The sequence below is a fragment of the Microbacterium cremeum genome (assembly GCF_015277855.1).
In the GTDB taxonomy this organism is placed as follows: Bacteria; Actinomycetota; Actinomycetes; order Actinomycetales; family Microbacteriaceae; genus Microbacterium; species Microbacterium cremeum.
In genome coordinates, this window is sequence record NZ_CP063812.1 from 2,692,122 (window position 1) to 2,713,002 (window position 20,881).

General features: G+C 71.0%; 19 protein-coding genes. 11 read left to right on the forward strand and 8 right to left on the reverse strand.

Annotation, left to right across the window (positions count from 1 at the left end; all coding sequences use genetic code 11):
• Positions 1-5: 5 nt before the first annotated feature.
• The 10 genes from ptsP to IM778_RS12285 all read left to right on the forward strand — a co-directional run bounded on the left by ptsP (position 6) and on the right by IM778_RS12285 (position 11,216).
• Positions 6-1,715: a phosphoenolpyruvate--protein phosphotransferase gene (gene ptsP / locus IM778_RS12240; protein ID WP_194409151.1), complete on the forward strand. Its 1,710-nt coding sequence runs from the start codon at positions 6-8 to the stop codon at positions 1,713-1,715.
• A 30-nt stretch (positions 1,716-1,745) separates the two neighbouring features.
• On the forward strand, positions 1,746-3,308 hold the full coding sequence (locus IM778_RS12245; RefSeq protein WP_194409152.1) for a PTS mannitol transporter subunit IIBC: 1,563 nt from the start codon (positions 1,746-1,748) through the stop codon (positions 3,306-3,308).
• Between the two features lie 105 nt (positions 3,309-3,413).
• Positions 3,414-3,851 (forward strand): PTS mannitol transporter subunit IIA, encoded by a 438-nt coding sequence (locus IM778_RS12250; protein WP_194409153.1) that lies wholly within the window; start codon positions 3,414-3,416, stop codon positions 3,849-3,851.
• Entirely contained in the window at positions 3,851-5,005 is a 1,155-nt protein-coding gene (locus IM778_RS12255; protein WP_194409154.1) for a mannitol-1-phosphate 5-dehydrogenase, read from the forward strand. The genes IM778_RS12250 and IM778_RS12255 overlap by 1 nt, the downstream gene beginning before the upstream one ends.
• Positions 5,006-5,027: 22 nt before the next feature.
• Positions 5,028-5,798: an alpha/beta hydrolase gene (locus IM778_RS12260; RefSeq protein WP_228484528.1), complete on the forward strand. Its 771-nt coding sequence runs from the start codon at positions 5,028-5,030 to the stop codon at positions 5,796-5,798.
• 132 nt (positions 5,799-5,930) lie between these two features.
• Positions 5,931-7,376 (forward strand): flavin-containing monooxygenase, encoded by a 1,446-nt coding sequence (locus IM778_RS12265; RefSeq protein ID WP_194409155.1) that lies wholly within the window; start codon positions 5,931-5,933, stop codon positions 7,374-7,376.
• Entirely contained in the window at positions 7,373-8,356 is a 984-nt protein-coding gene (locus tag IM778_RS12270) for a bile acid:sodium symporter family protein (RefSeq protein WP_194409156.1), read from the forward strand. The genes IM778_RS12265 and IM778_RS12270 overlap by 4 nt, the downstream gene beginning before the upstream one ends.
• Positions 8,353-9,306: an SDR family oxidoreductase gene (locus tag IM778_RS12275; protein ID WP_194409157.1), complete on the forward strand. Its 954-nt coding sequence runs from the start codon at positions 8,353-8,355 to the stop codon at positions 9,304-9,306. The genes IM778_RS12270 and IM778_RS12275 overlap by 4 nt, the downstream gene beginning before the upstream one ends.
• A 54-nt stretch (positions 9,307-9,360) precedes the next feature.
• Entirely contained in the window at positions 9,361-10,560 is a 1,200-nt protein-coding gene (locus IM778_RS12280) for a sensor histidine kinase (protein ID WP_194409158.1), read from the forward strand.
• The gene (locus tag IM778_RS12285) at positions 10,557-11,216 is read left to right on the forward strand and encodes a response regulator (RefSeq protein ID WP_194409159.1); all 660 of its coding nucleotides are present in this window, start codon (positions 10,557-10,559) and stop codon (positions 11,214-11,216) included. Before IM778_RS12280 ends, IM778_RS12285 begins: the two co-directional genes overlap by 4 nt.
• Here the strand turns inward: IM778_RS12285 and IM778_RS12290 are convergent.
• A complete protein-coding gene (locus IM778_RS12290) occupies positions 11,180-11,374 on the reverse strand; it encodes a hypothetical protein (RefSeq protein ID WP_194409160.1) in 195 nt (64 codons plus the stop codon). The two genes, IM778_RS12285 and IM778_RS12290, sit on opposite strands and share 37 nt — an antisense overlap.
• A complete protein-coding gene (locus IM778_RS12295; RefSeq protein WP_194409161.1) occupies positions 11,371-12,537 on the reverse strand; it encodes an acyltransferase family protein in 1,167 nt (388 codons plus the stop codon). The genes IM778_RS12290 and IM778_RS12295 overlap by 4 nt, the downstream gene beginning before the upstream one ends.
• 318 nt (positions 12,538-12,855) lie before the next feature.
• Between IM778_RS12295 and IM778_RS12300 the strand changes: the two genes are divergently transcribed.
• A complete protein-coding gene (locus IM778_RS12300; protein WP_228484529.1) occupies positions 12,856-13,716 on the forward strand; it encodes a type IV toxin-antitoxin system AbiEi family antitoxin domain-containing protein in 861 nt (286 codons plus the stop codon).
• Between the two features lie 106 nt (positions 13,717-13,822).
• Here the strand turns inward: IM778_RS12300 and IM778_RS12305 are convergent, their stop codons facing one another.
• From IM778_RS12305 to IM778_RS12330, 6 genes are read right to left on the reverse strand one after another with little or no spacing between them, the layout of a single operon-like run.
• The gene (locus IM778_RS12305) at positions 13,823-14,938 is read right to left on the reverse strand and encodes an adenosine deaminase (protein ID WP_194409162.1); all 1,116 of its coding nucleotides are present in this window, start codon (positions 14,936-14,938) and stop codon (positions 13,823-13,825) included.
• A 59-nt stretch (positions 14,939-14,997) separates the two neighbouring features.
• Positions 14,998-16,323 carry a thymidine phosphorylase gene (locus IM778_RS12310; RefSeq protein WP_194409163.1) on the reverse strand — a complete coding sequence of 442 codons (1,326 nt, stop codon included), beginning with the start codon at positions 16,321-16,323 and terminating at the stop codon, positions 14,998-15,000.
• Entirely contained in the window at positions 16,320-16,721 is a 402-nt protein-coding gene (locus IM778_RS12315) for a cytidine deaminase (RefSeq protein WP_194411864.1), read from the reverse strand. Before IM778_RS12315 ends, IM778_RS12310 begins: the two co-directional genes overlap by 4 nt.
• Positions 16,722-16,723: 2 nt before the next feature.
• Positions 16,724-18,004, reverse strand: a complete 1,281-nt coding sequence (locus IM778_RS12320; RefSeq protein ID WP_194409164.1) for an ABC transporter permease — start codon at positions 18,002-18,004, stop codon at positions 16,724-16,726.
• On the reverse strand, positions 18,001-19,347 hold the full coding sequence (locus tag IM778_RS12325) for an ABC transporter permease (protein ID WP_194409165.1): 1,347 nt from the start codon (positions 19,345-19,347) through the stop codon (positions 18,001-18,003). Before IM778_RS12325 ends, IM778_RS12320 begins: the two co-directional genes overlap by 4 nt.
• A complete protein-coding gene (locus IM778_RS12330; RefSeq protein WP_194409166.1) occupies positions 19,344-20,858 on the reverse strand; it encodes an ABC transporter ATP-binding protein in 1,515 nt (504 codons plus the stop codon). The genes IM778_RS12325 and IM778_RS12330 overlap by 4 nt, the downstream gene beginning before the upstream one ends.
• Between the last annotated feature and the right edge of the window lie 23 nt (positions 20,859-20,881).

Consider the following 20,881-nt stretch of genomic DNA (forward strand, 5'->3'; position numbering starts at 1 on the left):
CGGCCATGGCAGAGCTTCGAGGAGTCGGCATCGGACTGGGCGTCGCCCAGGGCCCCGTCGCGCGCATGGCGGAGCCCCTTCCGGCCCCGTCCGACGCGCCGAGCACGCTCAGCGCCGACGAGGAGAAGGCGCGCGTGACGGATGCCGTCGCCGCCGTCGCACGCGAGCTCGAGCAGCGCGGTGCCCAGGCGGGCGGCGCCGCACAGGAGGTACTCGAGGCGCAGGCGATGATGGCGGAGGATCCGACGCTCGCCGACGAGGTGAACGCGCGGCTCGCGCAGGGCAGGACGGGCGAGTTCGCGGTGTTCGACGCGTTCGCGTCGTTCCGCGAGCAGCTGACGGCCCTCGGCGGCTACCTCGGCGAGCGCGCGGCCGACCTCGACGACGTCGCCCAGCGCGTCATCGCGCGGCTGCGTGGCGTGCCGGCTCCGGGAGTGCCCGATCCGGGGCATCCGTTCGTGCTCGTCGCGAAGGATCTCGCGCCGGCCGACACCGCCCTGCTCGACCTCGACAAGGTGCTGGCGCTGGTGACCACCGAGGGCGGGCCGACCTCGCACACCGCGATCCTGGCGCGCGAGAAGTCGATCGTCGCCGTGGTGGGCGCCGTCGAGGCGACCGGGCTCCGCGACGGCGAGACCGTGATCGTGGATGCCGCCGCCGGCGTCGTCACGACCGCGCCGACGGCCGACGAGCTCGACCGGGCGAACCGTCGCGCGGCGGACCGTGCGGCTGCGGCATCCGCCCCCATCACCGACGGGGCGCTCGCCGACGGCACCGCCGTGCCGCTGCTGGCCAATCTCGGCAACGCTGACGGGGCGGCCGACGCCGTGGCCCTCGGCGCCGAGGGCGTGGGCCTGTTCCGCACCGAGTTCCTCTTCCTCAGCGCCAACCAGGCGCCGACCGTCGAGCAGCAGCGCGAGGCGTACACGAAGCTGCTCGCCGCGTTCCCCGGCAAGAAGGTCGTCGTGCGCGTGCTCGACGCCGGGGCCGACAAGCCGCTGCCGTTCCTCAACGACGCGCACGAGGAGAACCCGGCACTGGGACTGCGGGGCCTTCGCGCGCTGCGCGCGAGCGAGGACATCCTGCGCGAGCAGCTCACCGCTCTCGCCGAAGCGGATGCCGCGACCCGCGCCCACGCGGGAGGCGGGGCCGACCTGTGGGTCATGGCGCCGATGGTGGCGACGGTCGAAGAGACCGAGTACTTCGTCGACATCGCGCGCGACTACGGCATCAGGACCGCCGGGGTCATGGTCGAGGTGCCGTCCTCGGCGCTGCTGGCCGACCGCATCCTCGCGCACGCGGACTTCGCGTCGATCGGCACGAACGACCTCACGCAGTACACGCTCGCCGCCGACCGCCTGCTCGGCTCGGTCGCGGCCTTCCAGGACCCGTGGCACCCCGCGGTGCTGCGCCTGATCCGCGAGGTCGGCGACGCCGGCCGCACCCACGGCAAGCCCGTCGGCATCTGCGGCGAGGCCGCTGCCGATCCGCTGCTGGCGGTCGTGCTGGTGGGTCTGGGCGCCACGAGCCTGTCGATGGCGCCGACTGCGCTCGCCGACGTGCGAGCCACCCTGCTGCAGCACACTCTCGACGACGCTCGCGAGGTCGCCGCAGCCGCCCTGTCCGCGTCCGACGCGGCATCCGCCCGCGTCGCGGCCGAGCGCGCCGCGACGCGGATGACGAACCCCGCGGCCCCGGCCGCAGCCGACAAGTAGAAGCAACCACAAAGTAGAAGGAGAACAGCTATGACAACGGCGTCTGCACCTGCCACCAGCGGCGGGTCGAGAGCACGAGTCGGAGTCCAGCGCTTCGGCACGTTCCTCTCCGGCATGATCATGCCGAACATCCCCGCGCTCATCGCGTGGGGCATCTTCACGGCGTTCTTCATCGATGTGGGGTGGACGCCCAACGCGGACCTCGCGACGATCGTCGGGCCGTTCATCCACTACGCGCTGCCGCTGCTGATCGCCTACACGGGTGGCAGCATCGTGTACAACGTGCGCGGTGGCGTGGTCGCGGTCATCGCGACCATGGGCGCGATCGCGGGGTCCGACCTCCTGGTCGCGAACTTCAACGCGGCGCTCGCCGAGGGTGAGAAGCCGCTCGGCCAGGTGCACATGTTCATCGGCGCGATGATCCTGGCTCCGATCGCGGCCTACACGATGAAGTGGCTCGACAGCCTGTGGGAGGGCAAGATCAAGGCGGGCTTCGAGATGCTCGTCAACATGTTCTCGGCCGGCATCTGGGGCTTCGTCATGGCGGTCGTCGGGTTCTACCCGATCGCCTGGCTGGTCAACGGCCTCATGCAGATGCTCGGGAACGCCGTGAACTGGCTCGTCGAGGTGAACCTGCTTCCTCTCACCAGCATCCTCATCGAGCCCGCCAAGGTCTTCTTCCTCAACAACGCCATCAACCACGGCGTGCTGACCCCGCTGGGCATCCAGCAGTCGGCCGAGGACGGCTCGTCGATCCTGTTCCTGCTCGAGGCGAACCCCGGCCCGGGTGTCGGCCTGTTGCTGGCGTTCACCTTCTTCGGCCTCGGCGCGGCGCGTGCCTCCGCGCCCGGTGCGGCGGTGATCCAGTTCTTCGGCGGCATCCACGAGGTGTACTTCCCGTACGCGCTCATGAAGCCGATCCTGATCCTGGCGCTCATCGCGGGCGGCATGACCGGCGTCACCACGAACATGCTCCTGGGCGGCGCGCTCCGCGCGCCCGCGGCTCCAGGCAGCATCATCGCGGTCCTCGCACAGACGGCCACGGGAGCGTACGTCGCAGTCATCCTCTCGGTGATCCTGTCGGCCGCCGTGACCTTCCTCATCGCGTGGGTGATCCTGCGGGCGTCGCGCAAGCGCGACCTCGAGGCGATGGCGGCGACCGACGACGCGTTCGGGGCGGCGATCACGCAGACCGAGGCGGCCAAGGGCAAGTCGTCGGAGCACCTCAGCGGCATGCGCGGCGGCGCGGCGACGCAGGCCGACGGCGGTGTCGAGCCGGCGGTCATGACCGAGCGCGAGATCCGCAACATCGTGTTCGCGTGCGACGCGGGCATGGGCTCGTCGGCGATGGGTGCGAGCGTGCTGCGCAACAAGATCAAGAAGGCGGGCATCGAGGACGTCACGGTCGTCAACAAGGCGATCGCGGCGCTGGATGCCTCGGCCGACCTGGTCATCACGCAGAACCAGCTGACCGACCGGGCGCGGCAGAAGACGCCGGACGCGGTGCATGTCTCGGTCGACAACTTCATGAACTCGCCGAAGTACGACGAGGTCGTGGACCTCGTCCGTTCCCAGCACCAGGATGGTGCCTAGGCGCTGAGACAGCGGTGGGGCCGGGCAGGCGACACGCCCCCGGTCCCACCGCCTCCGTGCGGGCGCCGCGCCGCGGCATCCGGAATTCGACGAAAGGCGACAGACATGGCCAAGGACGTACTGACCCTCGGACAGGTGCGGATCCACTCCGGCGGCGCCACGCGCGAGGAGGCGATGAAGGAGGCCGCCGGCATCCTCGAGGCGGCGGGAGCGGTCACGGGCGCGTACTTCGACGCGATGCTGCAGCGCGAGCAGACCGTGTCGACCTACATGGGCAACGAGCTCGCGATCCCCCACGGCACGAACGAGACCAAGAACGCGATCCTCGAGTCGGCGCTGTCGGTCGTCCGCTACGACGGCGGCGTGGACTGGGGCGGCGAGCCGGTGACGTTCGTCGTCGGCATCGCCGGCAAGGGCGACGAGCACCTCGAGATCCTGTCGCAGATCGCGATCCTGTTCTCGGAGGAGGACGACGTGGCCAGGCTCAAGGCGGCGCAGACTCCCGAGGAGCTGTTCTCCCTCGTGTCGGCGGCGGGCGTGTGATGAAGGCCGTCCACTTCGGCGCCGGCAACATCGGCCGCGGCTTCGTCGGGCTGCTGCTGCACGAGGGCGGCTACGAGGTGGTGTTCTCGGATGTCGCGGGCCCGCTCGTCGACGCCATCAACGCGGCGAGCAGCTACACCGTGCACGAGGTGGGCGCGGGCGGACGCGACATCGAGGTCACCGGCTTCCGCGCCCTCAACAGCGCCGAGCATCCCGACCGGGTGATCGACGAGATCGCGACCGCGAACGTGGTGACCACTGCGGTCGGCCCGACCGTGCTGAAGTTCGTCGCGCCGCTGGTCATGTCGGGGCTCGCACTGCGCGACCCGGCATCGCCTGCGCTGCAGATCATGGCGTGCGAGAACGCCATCAACGCCACCGACCTGCTGCGCGACGAGATCGCGGAGATCGCCGGTGACGCGTGGGAGGCCCTCTCGTCGCGCGCCGTCTTCGCCAACACCGCCGTCGACCGTATCGTGCCCGCGCAGCCGGAGGGCCACGGCGTCGACGTCACGGTCGAGCCGTTCTTCGAGTGGGCGATCGAGCGGCCGCCGTTCGGCGACCAGCCGCCGAACATCCCCGGCGCGCACTTCGTCGACGACCTCGCGCCCTACATCGAGCGCAAGCTCTTCACCGTCAACACCGGGCACGCGGCGACCGCGTACTTCGGCGCCCGGGCGGGCGTCGAGACGATCGCCGAGGCCCTCGCCGATCCCGAGCTGTCGGCACGTGTCGAGGCGGCCCTGGAAGAGACCTCGGCGCTGCTCGAGGCCAAGCACGGACTCGACGCGGGCGACCTCGCGGTGTACCGCGCGACGATCCTGAGCCGGTTCCAGAACGACGCGCTCCCCGACACGGTGTGGCGGGTCGGACGCCAACCGCTGCGCAAGCTCTCGCGCCACGAGCGGTTCGTCGGTCCTGCGGCCGAGGCGGCCGAGCGCGGGCTGGGCGTCGACGCGCTGGTCGACGCGATGGGGGCGGCACTGGCGTTCGACGACTCCGAAGACCCGCAGTCCGTGGACCTGCAGCGGATGCTGCGCGAGCAGGACGCGGCGGCGGTCACGGCATCCGTCACCGGCCTCGACCCGGAGCACCCGCTCTTCGCGCCCGTGGCGGCGGTGGTCGCGGCTCGGCAGGCCGAGCTCGGAGTCTGACGGGGCGGGCTACTGTCGTGATGTGACAGACACGCCTGTGCCCGCATCCGGGCCGCGGCGGCGCGGCCTCCGGGTGCTGTGGTGGATCCTCGGAGCGGTCGCTGCCGTCGTGGTGCTCGCGATCGCCGGGATCGTCATCTGGAGCCAGGCCGGCGTGTACCAGGCCGAGCAGGGGCCGCTCGACGACGTGCTCGCGGACCCCGCGATCGAGATCACCGACACGCCGGCCGGGATCGTGCTGGCTCCTGCCGGCGCTTCGAGCGACGTGGGACTGGTGTACATCCCGGGCGCCAAGGTCGATCCCAGGGCGTACGCCTCGAAGCTCTCGGGAGCGGTCGAGTCGGGCATGACCGTCGTCATCACCAGACCGTGGCTGAATCTGGCGTTCTTCGACGTCCGGCCGCTCACGACCTTCACCGACCTCGCGCCGGAGGTCGAAACGTGGATCGTGGGCGGGCACTCCCTCGGCGGGGTCCGCGCCTGTCAGCTGGCGACGGATGCCGATGCCCTCGCGCTCTTCGCGTCGTACTGTTCGAACGACCTGGGCGACTCCGGGCTCGCGGTCCTCGGCATCGCGGGCAGCGCCGACGGACTGTCGACGCCCGAGAAGATCGCGGAGGCGCGACCTCTCCTGCCTGCGGACGCGCAGATGGACGTCATCGAGGGCGCTGCGCACTCGTCGTTCGGCGACTACGGGCCGCAGGCGGGCGACGGGACCCCCACGATCTCCGACGACGAGATGCGCGACGCGCTCACGTCGCTCCTCGACGGGTTCGCCGCACCGCTGGGCTGAGCGACCAGAAGATCGCCGGCCCGGCGGGTCCGGCGACGCCTGGCGGGCGGATTTCTGTTCCCGCCCGCTCCGGGCCTAGGGTCGTTGCCTGGGGTCGGCACGACGAAGTGTGGAGACGGACATGAGGGACGCATGAGCGAGCGCCGGTATGCCATCATCGGAGCCGGGCCGTCGGGACTCTCGGCGGCGCGCGCCCTCCAGAAGGCCGGGATCGCGTTCGACGGCTACGAGGCCTCGCGCGGAGTCGGCGGCCTGTGGGACATCGAGAACCCGCGCTCGACGATGTACGAGTCGGCGCACCTCATCTCGTCGCGCACCACGACCGAGTTCTCCGAGTTCCCGATGCGCTCGCGCGCGGACTACCCCGGCCACCGCGAGCTCATCGAGTACTTCCGCGAGTTCGCCGACCACTTCGGGCTCACCGCGCGGTTCCGTTTCGGCACCGAGGTCACCTCGCTCGAGCGGGACGGCGACGGCTGGATGCTGCGTGCCGCACCTTCGGCGAGCCGCGGGACCGGCGATGCGGACGCGGGCACCGGCGACGCGATCGCGCAGCGGTACGACGGCGTGATCCTCGCCAACGGCACGCTCGCCGAGCCCAACGTTCCCGCATTCCGCGGCGAGTTCACGGGTGAGCTGCTGCACACCAGCGCGTACAAGTCCGCAACGGCGCTGACGGGCAAGCGCGTGCTCATCATCGGTGCCGGCAACTCGGGCTGCGACATCGCCGTCGATGCCGTGCACCATGCCGCGTCGGTCGAGATGAGCGTGCGGCGCGGGTACTACTTCGTGCCGCGGTACCTCTTCGGCAGGCCCTCCGACACACTGGACCAGGGCCGTCCGCTGCCGGCCCCGATCAAGCAGTTCGTCGACCGGCGGGTGCTGCGCGCATTCACCGGCGATCCGGTCCGGTTCGGCTTCCCCCGGCCCGACTACAAGCTGTACGAGTCGCATCCGATCGTCAACACGATGGTGCTGAACCACCTCGGCCAGGGCGATCTGCGGATCCGCCCGGACGTCGACCGGTTCGACGGCCGCACCGTGCACTTCCGCGACGGCGCGTCGGGCGAGTACGACGTGGTGCTGCTTGCGACGGGCTACACCCTGGACTACCCGTTCGTCGCCCGCGAAGACCTCAACTGGACGGGCTGGTCGCCCCGCCTCTACCTCAACGTCTTCCCGCCTTCGTTCAACGGGCTGTACGTCATCGGCATGATCGAAGCGTCGGGCATCGGCTGGCAGGGCCGCTACGAGCAGGCCGAGCTCGTCGCCGCATACCTCTCGGCCCTCGAACACCACCCGCAGCGCGCGGCCGCCTTCCGCGAGCGGGTCGCGCACGAGCCGTGGCCCGACCTCACCGGCGGCTACCGCTATCTCGGCCTGGAGCGCATGTCGTACTACGTCAACAAGACCGCGTACCGCAGAGCTGTGCGCGCGGCCATCGAAGGACTGCGGACGGATGCCTCGGCGCAGGCGCCCCGGCGCGGCCCCTTCGATCGGTTGTCGAGCCTGTCGAGACACAGTGACCGCAAGGATGCCGCGACCCGGCACCGTCGCACCCGGAAGGTCTCCGCGTGAATCCCGACGACGTCGTCCTCAACTTCACGCCCGGCACGCTCGTGATCCTCAACGTCGTGCTCGGGCTCATCATGTTCGGCATCGCGCTCGACACCACCGTCGACGACTTCAAGGCCGTCGCGCGCAAGCCGAAGCCGTTCGTCATCGCGATCCTCGCGCAGCTGGTCGTGCTGCCCGCCGTGACGTTCGGGCTCACGCTGATCCTGCCCGTGACGCCCTCGATGGCGCTCGGCATGATCCTCGTGGCGTGCTGCCCGCCCGGCAACATCTCGCAGGTGCTCACGCACCGGTCGGGTGGGAACGTCGCCCTGTCGGTGTCGATGACCGCGGTGGCCAATCTGCTCTACATCGTGGCGCTGCCGCTGTCGGTCGCGTTCTGGGGCTCGCTGCATCCGACGGCGCGGACGCTGCTCGAGGCGGTCGAGCTCGACGCCTGGGCGATGCTGCTCGACATCTTCCTCATCATCGGGCTGCCGTTCCTCCTGGGTCTGTTCATCCGCCACCGCTTCGGCGGCTTCGCCGTGAAGGTGCAGCCGTACGTCAAGTGGTTCTCGCTGCTCGCGCTCGTCGGGTTCATCGTCGCAGCGCTCGCCGGAAACTGGGCGTACTTCGTGGCGTTCCTCGGCATCATCGTGCTGGTCGTCACGGTCCACGACGCTGTCGCCCTCGCGATCGGCTACGGCACCGCCGTCGCCGGCGGCCTCGGCACCCGCGAGCGCAAGGCGATGACCTTCGAGGTCGGCATCCGCAACGCCGGGCTCGGGCTGGGGCTCGTGTTCGCGTTCTTCGGCGGCCTCGGCGGCATGGCGATCGTCGCCGGCTGGTGGGGCATCTGGGACATCATCGCGGGCCTCATCGTGGCGGCCCTGTGGGCGCGGCACACGCGGCGGCGCACCGGGTCGGCCAAGGGCGATGCCACCCGGCACGCGGCGGAGTCCACCGGCGACGCGGTGCCGGGCGCACCGGAGCCCGCGCCGTGACCCGCGTCCTGGTGACCGGCGGGGCGGGATTCCTCGGATCGCACGTCGCCGCGGCCCTGGTGGAGCGAGACGACGTCGAGCTGGTCGTTGCGGGCGACGTGCGACCGCCCGAGCACCCCCTCGAAGGAGTCGTCTACGACGACTGCGACGTCACCCGCGCGTCGGGACTCGTCGCGCTGCTGCAGCGACACGAGATCGACGTCGTGGTGCACCTCGCGGCCATCGTGAATCCCGGGCGCGACCACGACCTCGAGTACCGCGTCGATGTCGACGGCTCGCGTCACGTGCTCGAGGCGTGCGTCGAGGCACGCGTCGGCCGCATCGTGGTGTCGTCGTCGGGCGCCGCCTACGGCTACCACGCCGACAGTCCCGAGTGGCTGCGCGAGTCCGACCCGGTGCGGGGAAACGACGAGTTCCCGTACGCGCGGCACAAGCGGCTCGTCGAGGAGATGCTGGCCGAGTACCGCACCGACCACCCCGAGCTCGAGCAGGTGGTGTTCCGCATCGGCACGATCCTCGGCCCCACCGTGCGCAACCAGATCACGGCGCTGTGGGACGGCCCGGCGATCCTCGGCGTGCGCGGTTCGGAGTCCCCCTTCGTGTTCGTGTGGGTCGACGACGTCGCCGAGGCCATGGCGCGCGCGGCCACCGGCGGCCCGCCCGGCATCTACAACCTCGCCGGCGACGGGCGGGTCACGGTCCACGAGATCGCGCGGCGCCTCGGGAAGCCGGTCGTCACGGTCCCGGCGGGCCTTCTCGCGTTCGCCCTGCGGATCGGACGGATGCTGCGCCTCACGGTGCACGGACCGGAGCAGGTCGGCTTCCTGCGGTACCGGCCCGTGCTCGCCAACGACGCGCTCAAGCGCGACTTCGGGTACGCGCCGGCCCTGACCTCGGCAGAGGCGTTCGAGGCGTATCTCGTCACCCACCCCGGCGTCGCGCGGCGCTGACTCGCCACGCCCGCCGACCTGGAAGACTGGGCACGGCGGAAGGGGGCACACGGGATGACGAGCCAACCCTCCGACACGACCGGCCGCGGCGAGACGTGGCTGTGGATCGTGGTGTCGGCGCTCGCCGTGGCGATGGTCGCCGTGCAGACGCCGATCGCGACGACCCTGTACGGCGTGCCGATCGCGCTGGCCTTCACGCTCTCGGTGCTGCACGCCGGCGCGCTGCCGCTGGCACTGCGCTGGCCCGTCGCCGCGGCCGCGGTCGCGGTCGCGGCGGCGTTCACGCTGCAGTGGCTGACCGCGCCGATCCCGAGCGCACCCTGGCCGTGGACGGTGCCCGCCGAGATCACCCAGTTCTTCGTGGTGTTCCTGCTGGCCCTGCGGACCGTGTGGCAGGTGGCCACCGCCACCCTGCTCGCCTCCGTCGCCGGCTCGACCGTCGTCGCCTTCGCGCACGGCGCGGGACTGGCCGATGCCGCGGCCGTCGACAACATCGTCTTCGTGTCGATCGGTGCCGGGGTTCTGGGCATCGGCATCACGGTGCGCCAGTGGCGCCGCATCCGGATCCAGCTGGTGCGCGAGCAGCGGATCAGCGCCGAGGAGCTTTCGCGGCGCGTCGTGGCGGAGGAGCGCACGCGCCTCGCGCGCGACCTGCACGACGTCATCGCCCACAGCATGTCGGTGATCAGCGTGCAGGCGGCGAGCGCTCCCGCCCGACTCGGCGGCGTGGACCAGCGCACCGCCGAGGAGTTCTCCGACATCGCTGCACAGGCGCGGACCGCCCTGCGCGAGATGCGAGTGCTGCTGGGCGCGCTGCGCGACGACGAGGCAGCACCGGTCGAGCCGCAGCGCGGCATCGCCGACATCGCGGTACTGGTGCGTCAGACCGCTCAGGCCGGTGCCGATGTGCACGTGGATTGGCGGGGCTCGCGCGCGCCGCGCCTGACGGCTGTGGCCGACCTCGCCGCGTACCGCGTCGTGCAGGAGGCCGTGAGCAATGCGCTGCGCCACGCCCCCGGCGCCCCCATCACGGTGACCGTGGACGTCGGCGAACGCGGGCTCGGCATCCGCGTCCGCAACGCCCCCGGCTCGTCCCCCGCGACCGAGGTCGGCGGCGGCGGGCACGGGCTGGTCGCGATGAGCGAGCGCGTGCGCAGCGCGGGCGGGGTCGTGCACGCGCACCCCACCCCCGACGGCGGCTTCGAGGTCGCGGCGGAGTTCGAGTTCCCCGGCGAAGAGGAGACCCCCGCATGATCCGCGTCGTGATCGCCGACGACCAGGCGATGGTGCGTGCCGGCTTCTCGGCGCTGCTGAACGCCCAGCCCGACATCGAGGTCGTCGGGCTCGCCGCCGACGGCGCGGAGTGCCTGCGCGTGGTGGCCGAGCTCGCGCCCGACGTGGTGCTGATGGACGTGCGGATGCCGGTGCTCGACGGCATCTCGGCGACGCGCGAGCTGTCGGCCACGGCGCCGGCCACCCGCATCCTCATGCTGACGACCTTCGACGTCGACGACTACGTGTTCGACGCGCTGTCGGCCGGGGCCGCCGGGTTCCTCCTGAAGGACGCGTCGCCCGAAGAGCTCGCGCGAGCCGTCCGCGTCGTGGCCGAAGGCGAGTCGCTGCTCGCGCCGAGCGCCACCCGGGCCCTCATCGAGCGCTTCGCGGCGACGCGCGGACCCCGGCGCACCGATCGCGTCGTGCTGGGCGAGCTGACCGAGCGGGAGCGCGAGATCCTGGTGGGCGTCGCCCAGGGAGAGTCGAACACCGAGATCGCCGCGCGGCTGTTCATCGCCGAGCAGACCGTGAAGACCCACGTCTCTCGGATCCTGTCGAAGCTCGGCGCCCGCGACCGCGCGCAGCTGGTGATCGCGGCCTACGAGGCCGGGCTGGTCACGCCCGGCGCCGGGTAGCCGCGGCGCAGCGCGAGGCGCCCCGTGCTCAGGCGCAGCGACACCACGAGGCACGCCACCGCGATCGCCGCGGTGAGCGGCGTGAACCCGCCGACGAGCACCGCGACGACGCCGGCCATGCCGAGCACCACCGCGAGCGCCGTGCGGCGGCCGCTCACGGGCCGCGGTGTCGTCGCGACGCGGGGGCGCGGGCCGTGGTCGCGGCCGACGCGCCGGGCAGCGGCATCCGTCGCCGTTCGAAGCGGTCGGTGAGCATCACCAGGAGCGCCGTCGCGACGCCGACGCCGACGAGCCAGGCAGGACGGGTCAGCCACCACGCGAGGCTCAGCGGCTCGGCGAAGGGCACGCCCACCCCGACGAGGACGGCGGCGAACAGCACCAGTGCGGGCATGTGCCACAGGTAGATCGTCATCGAGCGCGAGCCCACCGCGTCGACCGCCGCCGACACGCGAGGCCGGGCGGCGACCCGCCGCAGGCGAGGCGCGGCCAGCGCGAACGCGAACAGCTGCGCCGCCCCGAGCACGACGAGGCACACCGTGGGCGGGTTGAGGTTCACGTACATGTCGGGCGAGTACGCGCCCGAGGCGAAGAGGGCGGCGAGCGTCGCGACCGACGCCGCGAGCCCGACGATCAGGCGTCCGCGCGGCAGCGTGGCGACACGGCCGTCGGCCCACCAGAAGCCGAGCTGCTGCACCGCGAGCCAGACGAACGCGAGGTTGAGGTAGCCGAGCGCTTCGATGCCGGTGCCGAGCCGCAGTGCATCGACCGCGACCACCCCGAGCACCATCGCGCCCAGCGTCGCCCACGGTGCGCGCTCGTGCGCCCACGTCAGCAGCGGCACGAGCGCCGTCGCGCCGACGTACACACCGAGGAACCACATCGGCTGCGCCATGCGGAAGCCGAGCTCGCCCACGAGCTCCGGCGAGACTCCTGCGGCGAGCGCGAGAGAGAGGCCGGCGCCGATGACGCCGAACGCCGCGATCGCCGGCACGGCGAGGCGCCGCAGCCGCCCGGTGACGAACGTCACGGCGGAATCCCCCCGCGCGCGCATGCGACGCCACTGCGTGACGCCCGCGAAGCCTCCGACGAGGAAGAACAGCGGCATCATCTGCACGATCCACGACATGGGCGCGAACCAGTCCTGGCCGATCACGACGTTCGTGACGCCGATCTCGCCGCCGGTGACCGTGATCCCGGCCATGAACGCGTGCAGCGCGACCACGACCACCAGGCAGGCCGCCCGTACGAGGTCCATCGCCGCGTCGCGCGGCGCGCCCGCAGAGCCGACGGTGTCGGTGCGAGGACGGTCCAGAAGCGTCACGGCGGCTCCTTCGTTTCGGTGGTCCCCCCACCGTACGAACCGGCGTCCGTCGCGCGCGTCCCCCTCCGGAACCGACCTCGCACCCCCTACCCCGGTACGGGGTCGATCCGGCGGTCGACGCCGCCGTGCGTTACTCCTGAGAAGCCGTTGCGTGGGTGACCTTTCTGGCGTGCAGGAGCGTGTTCAGTGAGGTTTCTCAGGAGTTCGGCCCGGCCGCCCAGGCAGCCGCTCCTCCCCACGCGGCCTCGCGGGCCAGTTCTCCCCAGATCATTCCCGGCGTCGGCGAGCGCCGCGGCCTTGTTCCGCAGAGTCGAAGCCGTGAACGAACCACGCGACCTCGTCAGCGACGGCATCGCCTCGATGCTGCTCAGCACCAGCGCTCTCGCCGCCGCCGGGATGTCCCGGCGGGAGCTCGCGCGCATGGTCGCCGCCGGCCGGCTCATCCGCGTGCGGAAGGGGTGGCACGTGCAGGCGGGAACCCATCCGACTCTCGTCTCGGTGGCACGCCTCGGCGGCCGGCGGGACTGCGTCTCGCTCCTTCGTCATCTCGGAGTGTTCGTGCTGCAGAAGGAGCGCACCCACATGCAGCTGGACCCTCTCGCTAGCCGGGTGCCCCGGCGGCCTGATGGCGTAGTCCGCCATTGGCGACCGACGTCGGTGCCTCGGGAAGCGCTCGTGACCGACGTGGTCGAGGCGCTCGTGCAGGCCGTCAGATGTCAGGAGCCACGCGCCGCGATAGCGACGCTCGACAGCGCGTGGCATCTCGGCATCGTCGGCGAGGAAGACATCGCCGAGGTGTTCTCTCGGCTTCCACGGCGCTATCGGCGGCTGCGCGGACTTCTCGACAGGCGAAGCGAGTCCGGCCCTGAGACCCTCGTGCGCCTCATGCTGCGCGCACAGGGCTGCCGCGTCGAGGTGCAGCGGCCCATCGCGGGAGTCGGACGAGTCGACTTCCTCGTGGATGGGTGGCTCATCATCGAGTGCGACAGCCAGGAGTTCCACTCGTCCTGGACGGCGCAGAAGCGCGATCGCCGGCGGGATCTCGAGGCCGCCCGCCTCGGCTACACCACCCTACGGCTCCTCGCCGAGGACATCATGTGGAACCGCGAACTCGTCCACTCGGCGCTCAAGGACGTCATCGCCCGCGGGCGCGGGCCCCACGGTGTACGCAACTCCTGAAGGAGCGGCTCCCTGGGCCGGGATTCGGCACGAGAACGACCGTGATGCGGCGATACTCAGGAGTTGCGCACAGCACGAGCCGTACAGCGAGAAGCGGGACGGCGGGCTAGCTGCCGAAGCCCTCGGAGATCAGCTCGATGAGCTCCTCGCGCTCCTCGACCGCGAGGAAGGCACCCGCGGCGGCGTTGAGCTGGAACACCTCGAGGTCGTCGAGGCCGTAGTCGAAGGTCTCGGCGAGGAGGGCGAGCTCGCGCGTGAGCGACGTGCGGCTCATCGTGCGGTTGTCGACGTTCACGGTCACCGAGAACCCGAGCTGATACAGCAGGTCGAAGGGGTGGTCCTCGAGGGTCGTGCCCCAGCGCTCGATCGCGCCGGTCTGCAGGTTCGACGACGGCGACAGCTCGAGCGCGATCTCACGGTCGCGCACCCAGCGGGCGAGGTCGCCGAACTGGACGAGCACCTCCTCGCCGGCGCGTGAGACGACCTCGAGGTCCTCGGCGATTCGCACGCCGTGGCCGAGGCGCAGCGCTCGCCCGTCGATGAGCGCCGAGCGGATCGAGTCGAGCCCGGCCGCCTCGCCGGCATGCACCGTCGCGGGGAAGAACTCCGAGGCGAGGAAGTCGAACGCAGCACGGTGGTTCGAGGGCGGGAAGCCGTCCTCGGGTCCGGCGATGTCGAAGCCGACGGCGCCGCGTCCGCGCCAGTCGACCGCGAGCTTCGCGATCTCGAGCGACCGGTCGGTGTGCCGCATCGCGGTGATGAGCTGGCCGACGCGGATGTCGTGGCCCCGGCGCTCGGCGGCGTCCTCCCCTTCCTCGATGCCCTCCTGCACCGCGGCGACCGCCTCGTCGAGCGACAGACCGTGCGCCAGATGCTGCTCGGGCGCCCAGCGCACCTCGCCGTAGATGACGCCGTCGGCGGCGAGGTCCTCGACGAACTCGCGCGCGATGCGCGTGAGCCCTTCGCGGGTCTGCATCACGGCGGTGGTCAGATCGAACGTCTTCAGGTACTCGACCAGCGACCCCGAGTCACTCTTCTCGGCGAACCAGTCCGACAGCTCGTCGGGGTCGGTCTCGGGCACCTCGAGGTCGATCGCGTCGGCGAGCTCGATGATCGTCGCCGGACGCACACCGCCGTCGAGGTGGTCGTGCAGCGACACCTTCGGGAGTCCGCGGATCGACACGCCGTCGAGGATCGCGTCACCGTGCTGGTCGATGGGCATGGGTTCTCCTGAGCGTTGCGGTCGTGGATCCGAGGACGGGGGCGGGCGGATGCCTCAGCCTAGGCGGTGATGCGTTCGAGGACGAGCGGGCTCGAGGCCGGGGCCTCCGGTCCGATCTCCCACGCGCCCTCGAGCGCCTCGAGGGCGCGATCGAACCGTGAGGCATCCTCGCCGAGCAGAGTGAACACCGGCTGACCGGGCGAGACGACGTCGCCGGGCTTGACGTGCAGGTCGATGCCGGCGGCGTGCAGCACCGGGTCCTGGGCCCGCGCCCGTCCGGCCCCGAGCCGCCATGCGGCGATGCCGAACGGCAGGGCCTCCATGCGAGTCACGAAGCCGGGCTCGGACGCCGTCACGGTGTGGGTCTCGCGCGGAGCCGGGAGCGCGGCATCCGGGTCCCCGTCCTGGGCGCGGATCATCGCGCGCCACGCGTCCATCGCCCGGCCGTCCTGGAGAGCGGCCTCGACGTCGGCATCAGGCCGGCCGGCGAGGGTGAGCATCTCGCGCGCGAGGGCGACCGTCAGCTCGACGACATCGGCCGGGCCGCCGCCGGCGAGCACCTCGACGGACTCGCGCACCTCGTTGGCGTTGCCGATCGCCAGGCCCAGCGGCGTGTTCATGTCGGTCAGGAGCGCGGTCGTCGAGACCCCCGAGTCGGTGCCGAGGGCGACCATCGTGCGGGCGAGCTCACGTGCGCGGTCGACGTCGCGCATGAACGCCCCCGACCCGAACTTGACGTCGAGGACGAGCGAGTCGGTGCCCTCGGCGATCTTCTTCGACATGATGCTCGACGCGATGAGCGGGATCGCCTCGACGGTGCCGGTGACGTCCCGCAGCGCGTAGAGCTTCTTGTCGGCGGGGGCGAGTCCCGATCCGGCCGCGCAGATCACGGCGCCCACGTCGCGCAGCTGCGCGAACATCTCGTCGTTCGAGAGCGCGGCGCGCCATCCGGGAATCGACTCGAGCTTGTCGAGGGTGCCGCCGGTGTGGCCGAGGCCGCGCCCCGAAAGCTGCGGCACCGCGACGCCGAACGCGGCGACCAGCGGCGCGAGCGGGAGCGTGATCTTGTCGCCGACGCCTCCCGTCGAGTGCTTGTCGACGGTGGTCTTGCCGAGGCCGGCGAAGCCCATACGCTCCCCGGAACGGATCATCGCGTCGGTCATCACGCGGATCTCGTCACGCGTCATGCCGTTCAGCAGCACCGCCATCGCGAACGCCGCCATCTGCGAGTCGGCGACGTAGCCGCGCGTGTAGGCGTCGACCATCCAGCGCAGGGCGTCCTCGGGGACTGCTCCCCCGTCGCGCTTCGCGCGGATGACGTCGACGGCGTCGAAGGGCTCGACCGATTGCTCGGCACCGCCGTCCTGAGCCTGTCCGAGGGTCATCGCGCCGCCTCCTCGAGATCGCGCGGGCCGAAGGCGTCGGGCAGGACCTCGTCGATCGTGCGGATGCCCGACACGGTCTCGAGCAGCATGCCGGGGATCGCGAACTCGTACAGCAGCTGACGGCACCGCCCGCACGGCATGATCGTGTCGCCGTGACCATTGACGCACACGAACGCGACGAGACCGCCGCCGCCGCTCATCTGCAGCTCGCCGACGAGCCCGCACTCCGCGCACAGGCCCACGCCGTACGACGCGTTCTCGACGTTGCAGCCCGTGACGATGCGGCCGTCCGTGACCAGCGCCGCCGCGCCGACCTTGTAGCGGGAGTACGGCGCGTACGCGCGCTTCATCGCCTCCGTCGCGGCTGCCCGCAGCTCATCCCAGTCGATATCGGTCACAGTCATCCCTTGATGTATGGCTTGCCGGCTGCGGCCGGACCGCGGATCTGCCCGGCGAAGCCGGCCACCGCGATGATCGTCACGACGTACGGCAGCATGAGCATGAATTCGCTGGGGATCGGCGTGCGCAGCACCGTCAGCAGGTTCTGCAGGTTGGTCGCGAAGCCGAACAGCAGCGCCGCGAGCGTCGCGCGCAGCGGGTCCCAGCGGCCGAAGATCACGGCGGCGAGGGCGATGAAGCCGAGGCCGGCGGTCATCTCCTTCGTGAACTGGCCGACCGACACGAGCGTGAAGTACGCGCCGCCGATGCCGGCGATCGCGCCGGCGAGCGACACGTTCCAGAACCGGCTCGTGTTGACCTTGATGCCGACGGTGTCGGCGGCCTGCGGGTGCTCGCCGACCGCGCGCAGACGCAGACCCCATCGCGTGCGGTAGAGGCCCCACGCGACGATCGCGACGGTGGCGTACATGAGGTACACGATGAACGTCTGGTTGAACAGCACCGGGCCGATGATCGGGATGTCGCCGAGCAGCGGGATCTCCCACCGCGTGAAGCGGACCGGGCGATTCAGCTCGGACTCGTTCGGCACGAGGAGCGCGCCGTACAGGAACCCGGTGAGGCCCGCCACGAGCACGTTCAGCACGACACCGACGATGACCTGGTCCACGAGGTACTTGATCGAGAACGCGGCCAGCACGAACGCCACCAGCACGCCGCCCATCATCGCGCCGACGAGCCCGACGAACGGGTTGTGGGTGATGCTCGCCAGGAGCGCGGCGCTGAAGGCGCCGAGGAGGAACTGCCCCTCGATCGCCACGTTCACCACGCCGACCCGCTCGCCGATCACACCGCCCAGCGCACCGAAGATGAGCGGCACCGACAGCGACAGTGCGCCGAAGAGGAGGCCCGTCACCGGCACCAGGCCACCCGCGGAGGCCCACACCAGGAAGGCGAAGACGGCGAGCACGCCGAAGACGATCGGCAGCCATATGCCGGTGCGGCGATACGCCCACGCATCCAGGAACGCCCACACCGTCAGCAGGAGCAGGGCCGCCAGGACGATCCAGCAGGTGAGCGCGGTCGGCACGATCAGGTTCGGCAGCGGGATCGACGCGGCCGGATCGCCGAGGCGGAACGTGCTGATGCCGTCCCGCGGCACCAGCAGGAAGAGCAGCCCGAGCAGCACGGTCGCGATCGCGAGGGTGATCGGTTGCTTGACGTGACGCACCTTCACCGTGGACAGGTGCGCCACGTCGGAGGGCATGGGCGCGAGCGCGGTCATGCGGACACCGCCTTGTCTTCGACGGGCTCGGGTTTGCGCTTCGCGGCCTTGGCTCTCGCTCGGGCGGCCTTCTCGGCATCCGTCTTGGGCAGGAAGAAGATGGTGCGGATCAGCGGCGGTGCCGCGATGAACAGCACGATGAGCGACTGCACGACGAGCACGATGTCGACCGGGATGCCCTGCGAGGCCTGCATCGTGAACGAGCCCGCCTTGAGGGCGCCGAACAGGAGGCCGGCGGCGAACACGCCCCACGCGCGGCTGCGACCGAGCAGGGCGACGGTGATCGCCGTGAAGCCGATGCCGGCGTCGATCAGTCCGTCGAACCCGGTGGTCACCGAGCCCTGGATCTGGTTCATGCCGGCCAGGCCCGCCAGGCCGCCGGCGAACAGCATCGCGTAGATGTACATGCGCTGCACCGAGATGCCCGCGGCGCGGGCGGCGTGCGGGTTCTCGCCGACCGCGCGCAGCCGGAAGCCCAGGCTCGAGCGCTCGACCAGCCACCACACGAAGACCGTCGCCCCGATCACGATGACGAATCCCCAGTCCAGGAGCGGGAATCGTGGTCCGAGCAGCTCGGGGAACTGCGCGCCGGCAGGCGTCGCCGCCGAGATCGGCTGGTCGCCGGAGGGGCGCTGCAGGATGCCGGGCGTGCGCACCATCCACGCCACGAGGTAAAGCGCGACGTAGTTGAGCATGATCGTGAGGATCACCTCGTGCGCACCGGTGCGTGCCTTCAGAACACCCACGATGCCGCCCCAGATCGCCCCGCCCGCGATGCCGGCGGCGAGCGTGAGCGGAAGCTGGAGGAACATCGGCAGATCCAGGTTGAACGTCAGCAGCGCCGCCGTCGCGCACGCGATGAGCATCTGACCGCGTCCGCCGATGTTGAACAGGCCCACCCGGAACGCCAGCCCGACGCCGAGACCCGCCGCGATCAGCGGGGCCGCGAAGCCGAGCGTGTTCGTCAGCGGACGGATCTGCGTCGCGAAGTCGCTGGCGCGCGCGTTGAAGATCGCGCCGCGGAACATCGCCTCGTACCCGCCGTACACGGCGCTCCAGACCGCCGCGAGCGTGTCGCCGGGCCGGGCGAAGAAGTACCCCGCCGACTCCTGCACGTCTTCGTCGGTGATCGCCATCAGGATGCCGCCGACGATCATGGCGACCACGATGGCGAGGACCGTCGTCACCCAGTTGCTGCGCAGTAGCTCCTTGACGAAGACGTTCTGGCGCGGCGGCGGCGCGATCCCCGGGGACCCGGTGAGCGGGCCCGACACGGGCGGCAGCTGCTCGGGCGGCAGGCCCTTCAGCGGCTCGATGGGGGCACCTGGCGTCTGACCGCTCACGCGACGGCCTCCTCTGGCTTCTCGCCGGCCATCATCAGGCCGAGCACGTCACGGGGAGTGTCACCGGGCACGATCCCGACGATCGCGCCGCGGTACATCACGGCGATCCGGTCGGCGAGGGCCGCCACCTCGTCGAGCTCGGTCGAGACGACGACGACAGGGATGCCGGCATCCCGGGTCTCGACGATGCGCGTGTGGATGAACTCGATCGAGCCCACGTCCACGCCGCGCGTCGGCTGCGCCGCCACGAGGAGTTTGAGCTCTCGGCTCATCTCGCGCGCGATGACGACCTTCTGCTGGTTGCCGCCCGAGAGCGTGCCGGCCGGGACACCGGGGCCCTGCGTGCGGATGTCGTACTCGGCGATGCGGTCCTCCGCGAACCCCTCGAGCACGCCGCGACGGATCGTGCCGGCCACGACGAAGGCCTTGTCGCCGGAGCGGTCCAGGATGAGGTTCTCGGCGACCGAGAAGCCGCCGACGAGGCCGTCCTCGGTGCGGTCCTCGGGTACGAACCCGACGCCGTGATCGAGGATGCCGCGCACGCTGCGCCCGACGAGCTCGACGCCGTCCAGTGTGATCGAGCCCTTGACGCGCTCGGCGAGTCCGACCATCGCCTCGATGAGCTCGGTCTGGCCGTTGCCCTGCACTCCGGCGACGGCGAGCACCTCGCCCGGACGCACGTCGAAGCTCACGTCGTCCACGACGACGGTGCCGTCGGAGGCGATCACGCTCACGTTGCGCACCTCGAGGCCGCCCTCGCCGACGTTCGGCGGATCCTTGTGGACCGTCAGCTCGACGGCGCGGCCCACCATGAGCGATGCCAGCTCGGCGTTGGAGGCGGTCGGGGATGCCTCACCGACGACCTTGCCCAGGCGGATGACGGTGATGCGGTCGGCGACCTCGCGCACCTCACGCAGCTTGTGCGTGATGAACACGATCGAGGTGCCCTCATCGCGCAGCTGGCGCATGATCGCCATGAGCTCGTCGGTCTCCTGCGGCGTGAGCACGGCGGTCGGCTCGTCGAAGACGAGCACACGGGCATCTCGTGAGAGCGCCTTGATGATCTCGACGCGCTGCTGGACACCCACGGGGAGGTCTCCGACGACCGCGTCGGGGTCCACCTCGAAGCCGAAGCGCTGCGCCACATCGCGCACGTGCTGGCGGGCCTTCGCGAGATCGAGGGCGCCGAGCGCCTTGGTGTCTTCGTGGCCGAGCATGACGTTCTCGGCGACGGTGAAGACGGGGATGAGCATGAAGTGCTGGTGCACCATGCCGATGCCCGCGGCCATGGCGTCGCCCGGACCCCGGAAGTGCTGGACGACGTCGTCCAGCAGGATCTCGCCCTCTTCGGCCTGATACAGGCCGTAGAGCACGTTCATCAGGGTGGACTTTCCGGCCCCGTTCTCCCCCAGGAGAGCATGGATCTCACCCGGCTGGACCACGAGATCGATGTGGTCGTTCGCAACGAGAGACCCGAACCGCTTCGTGATCCCACGGAGCTCGAGCTTCATATCTGCACCTTATATATCTCTCT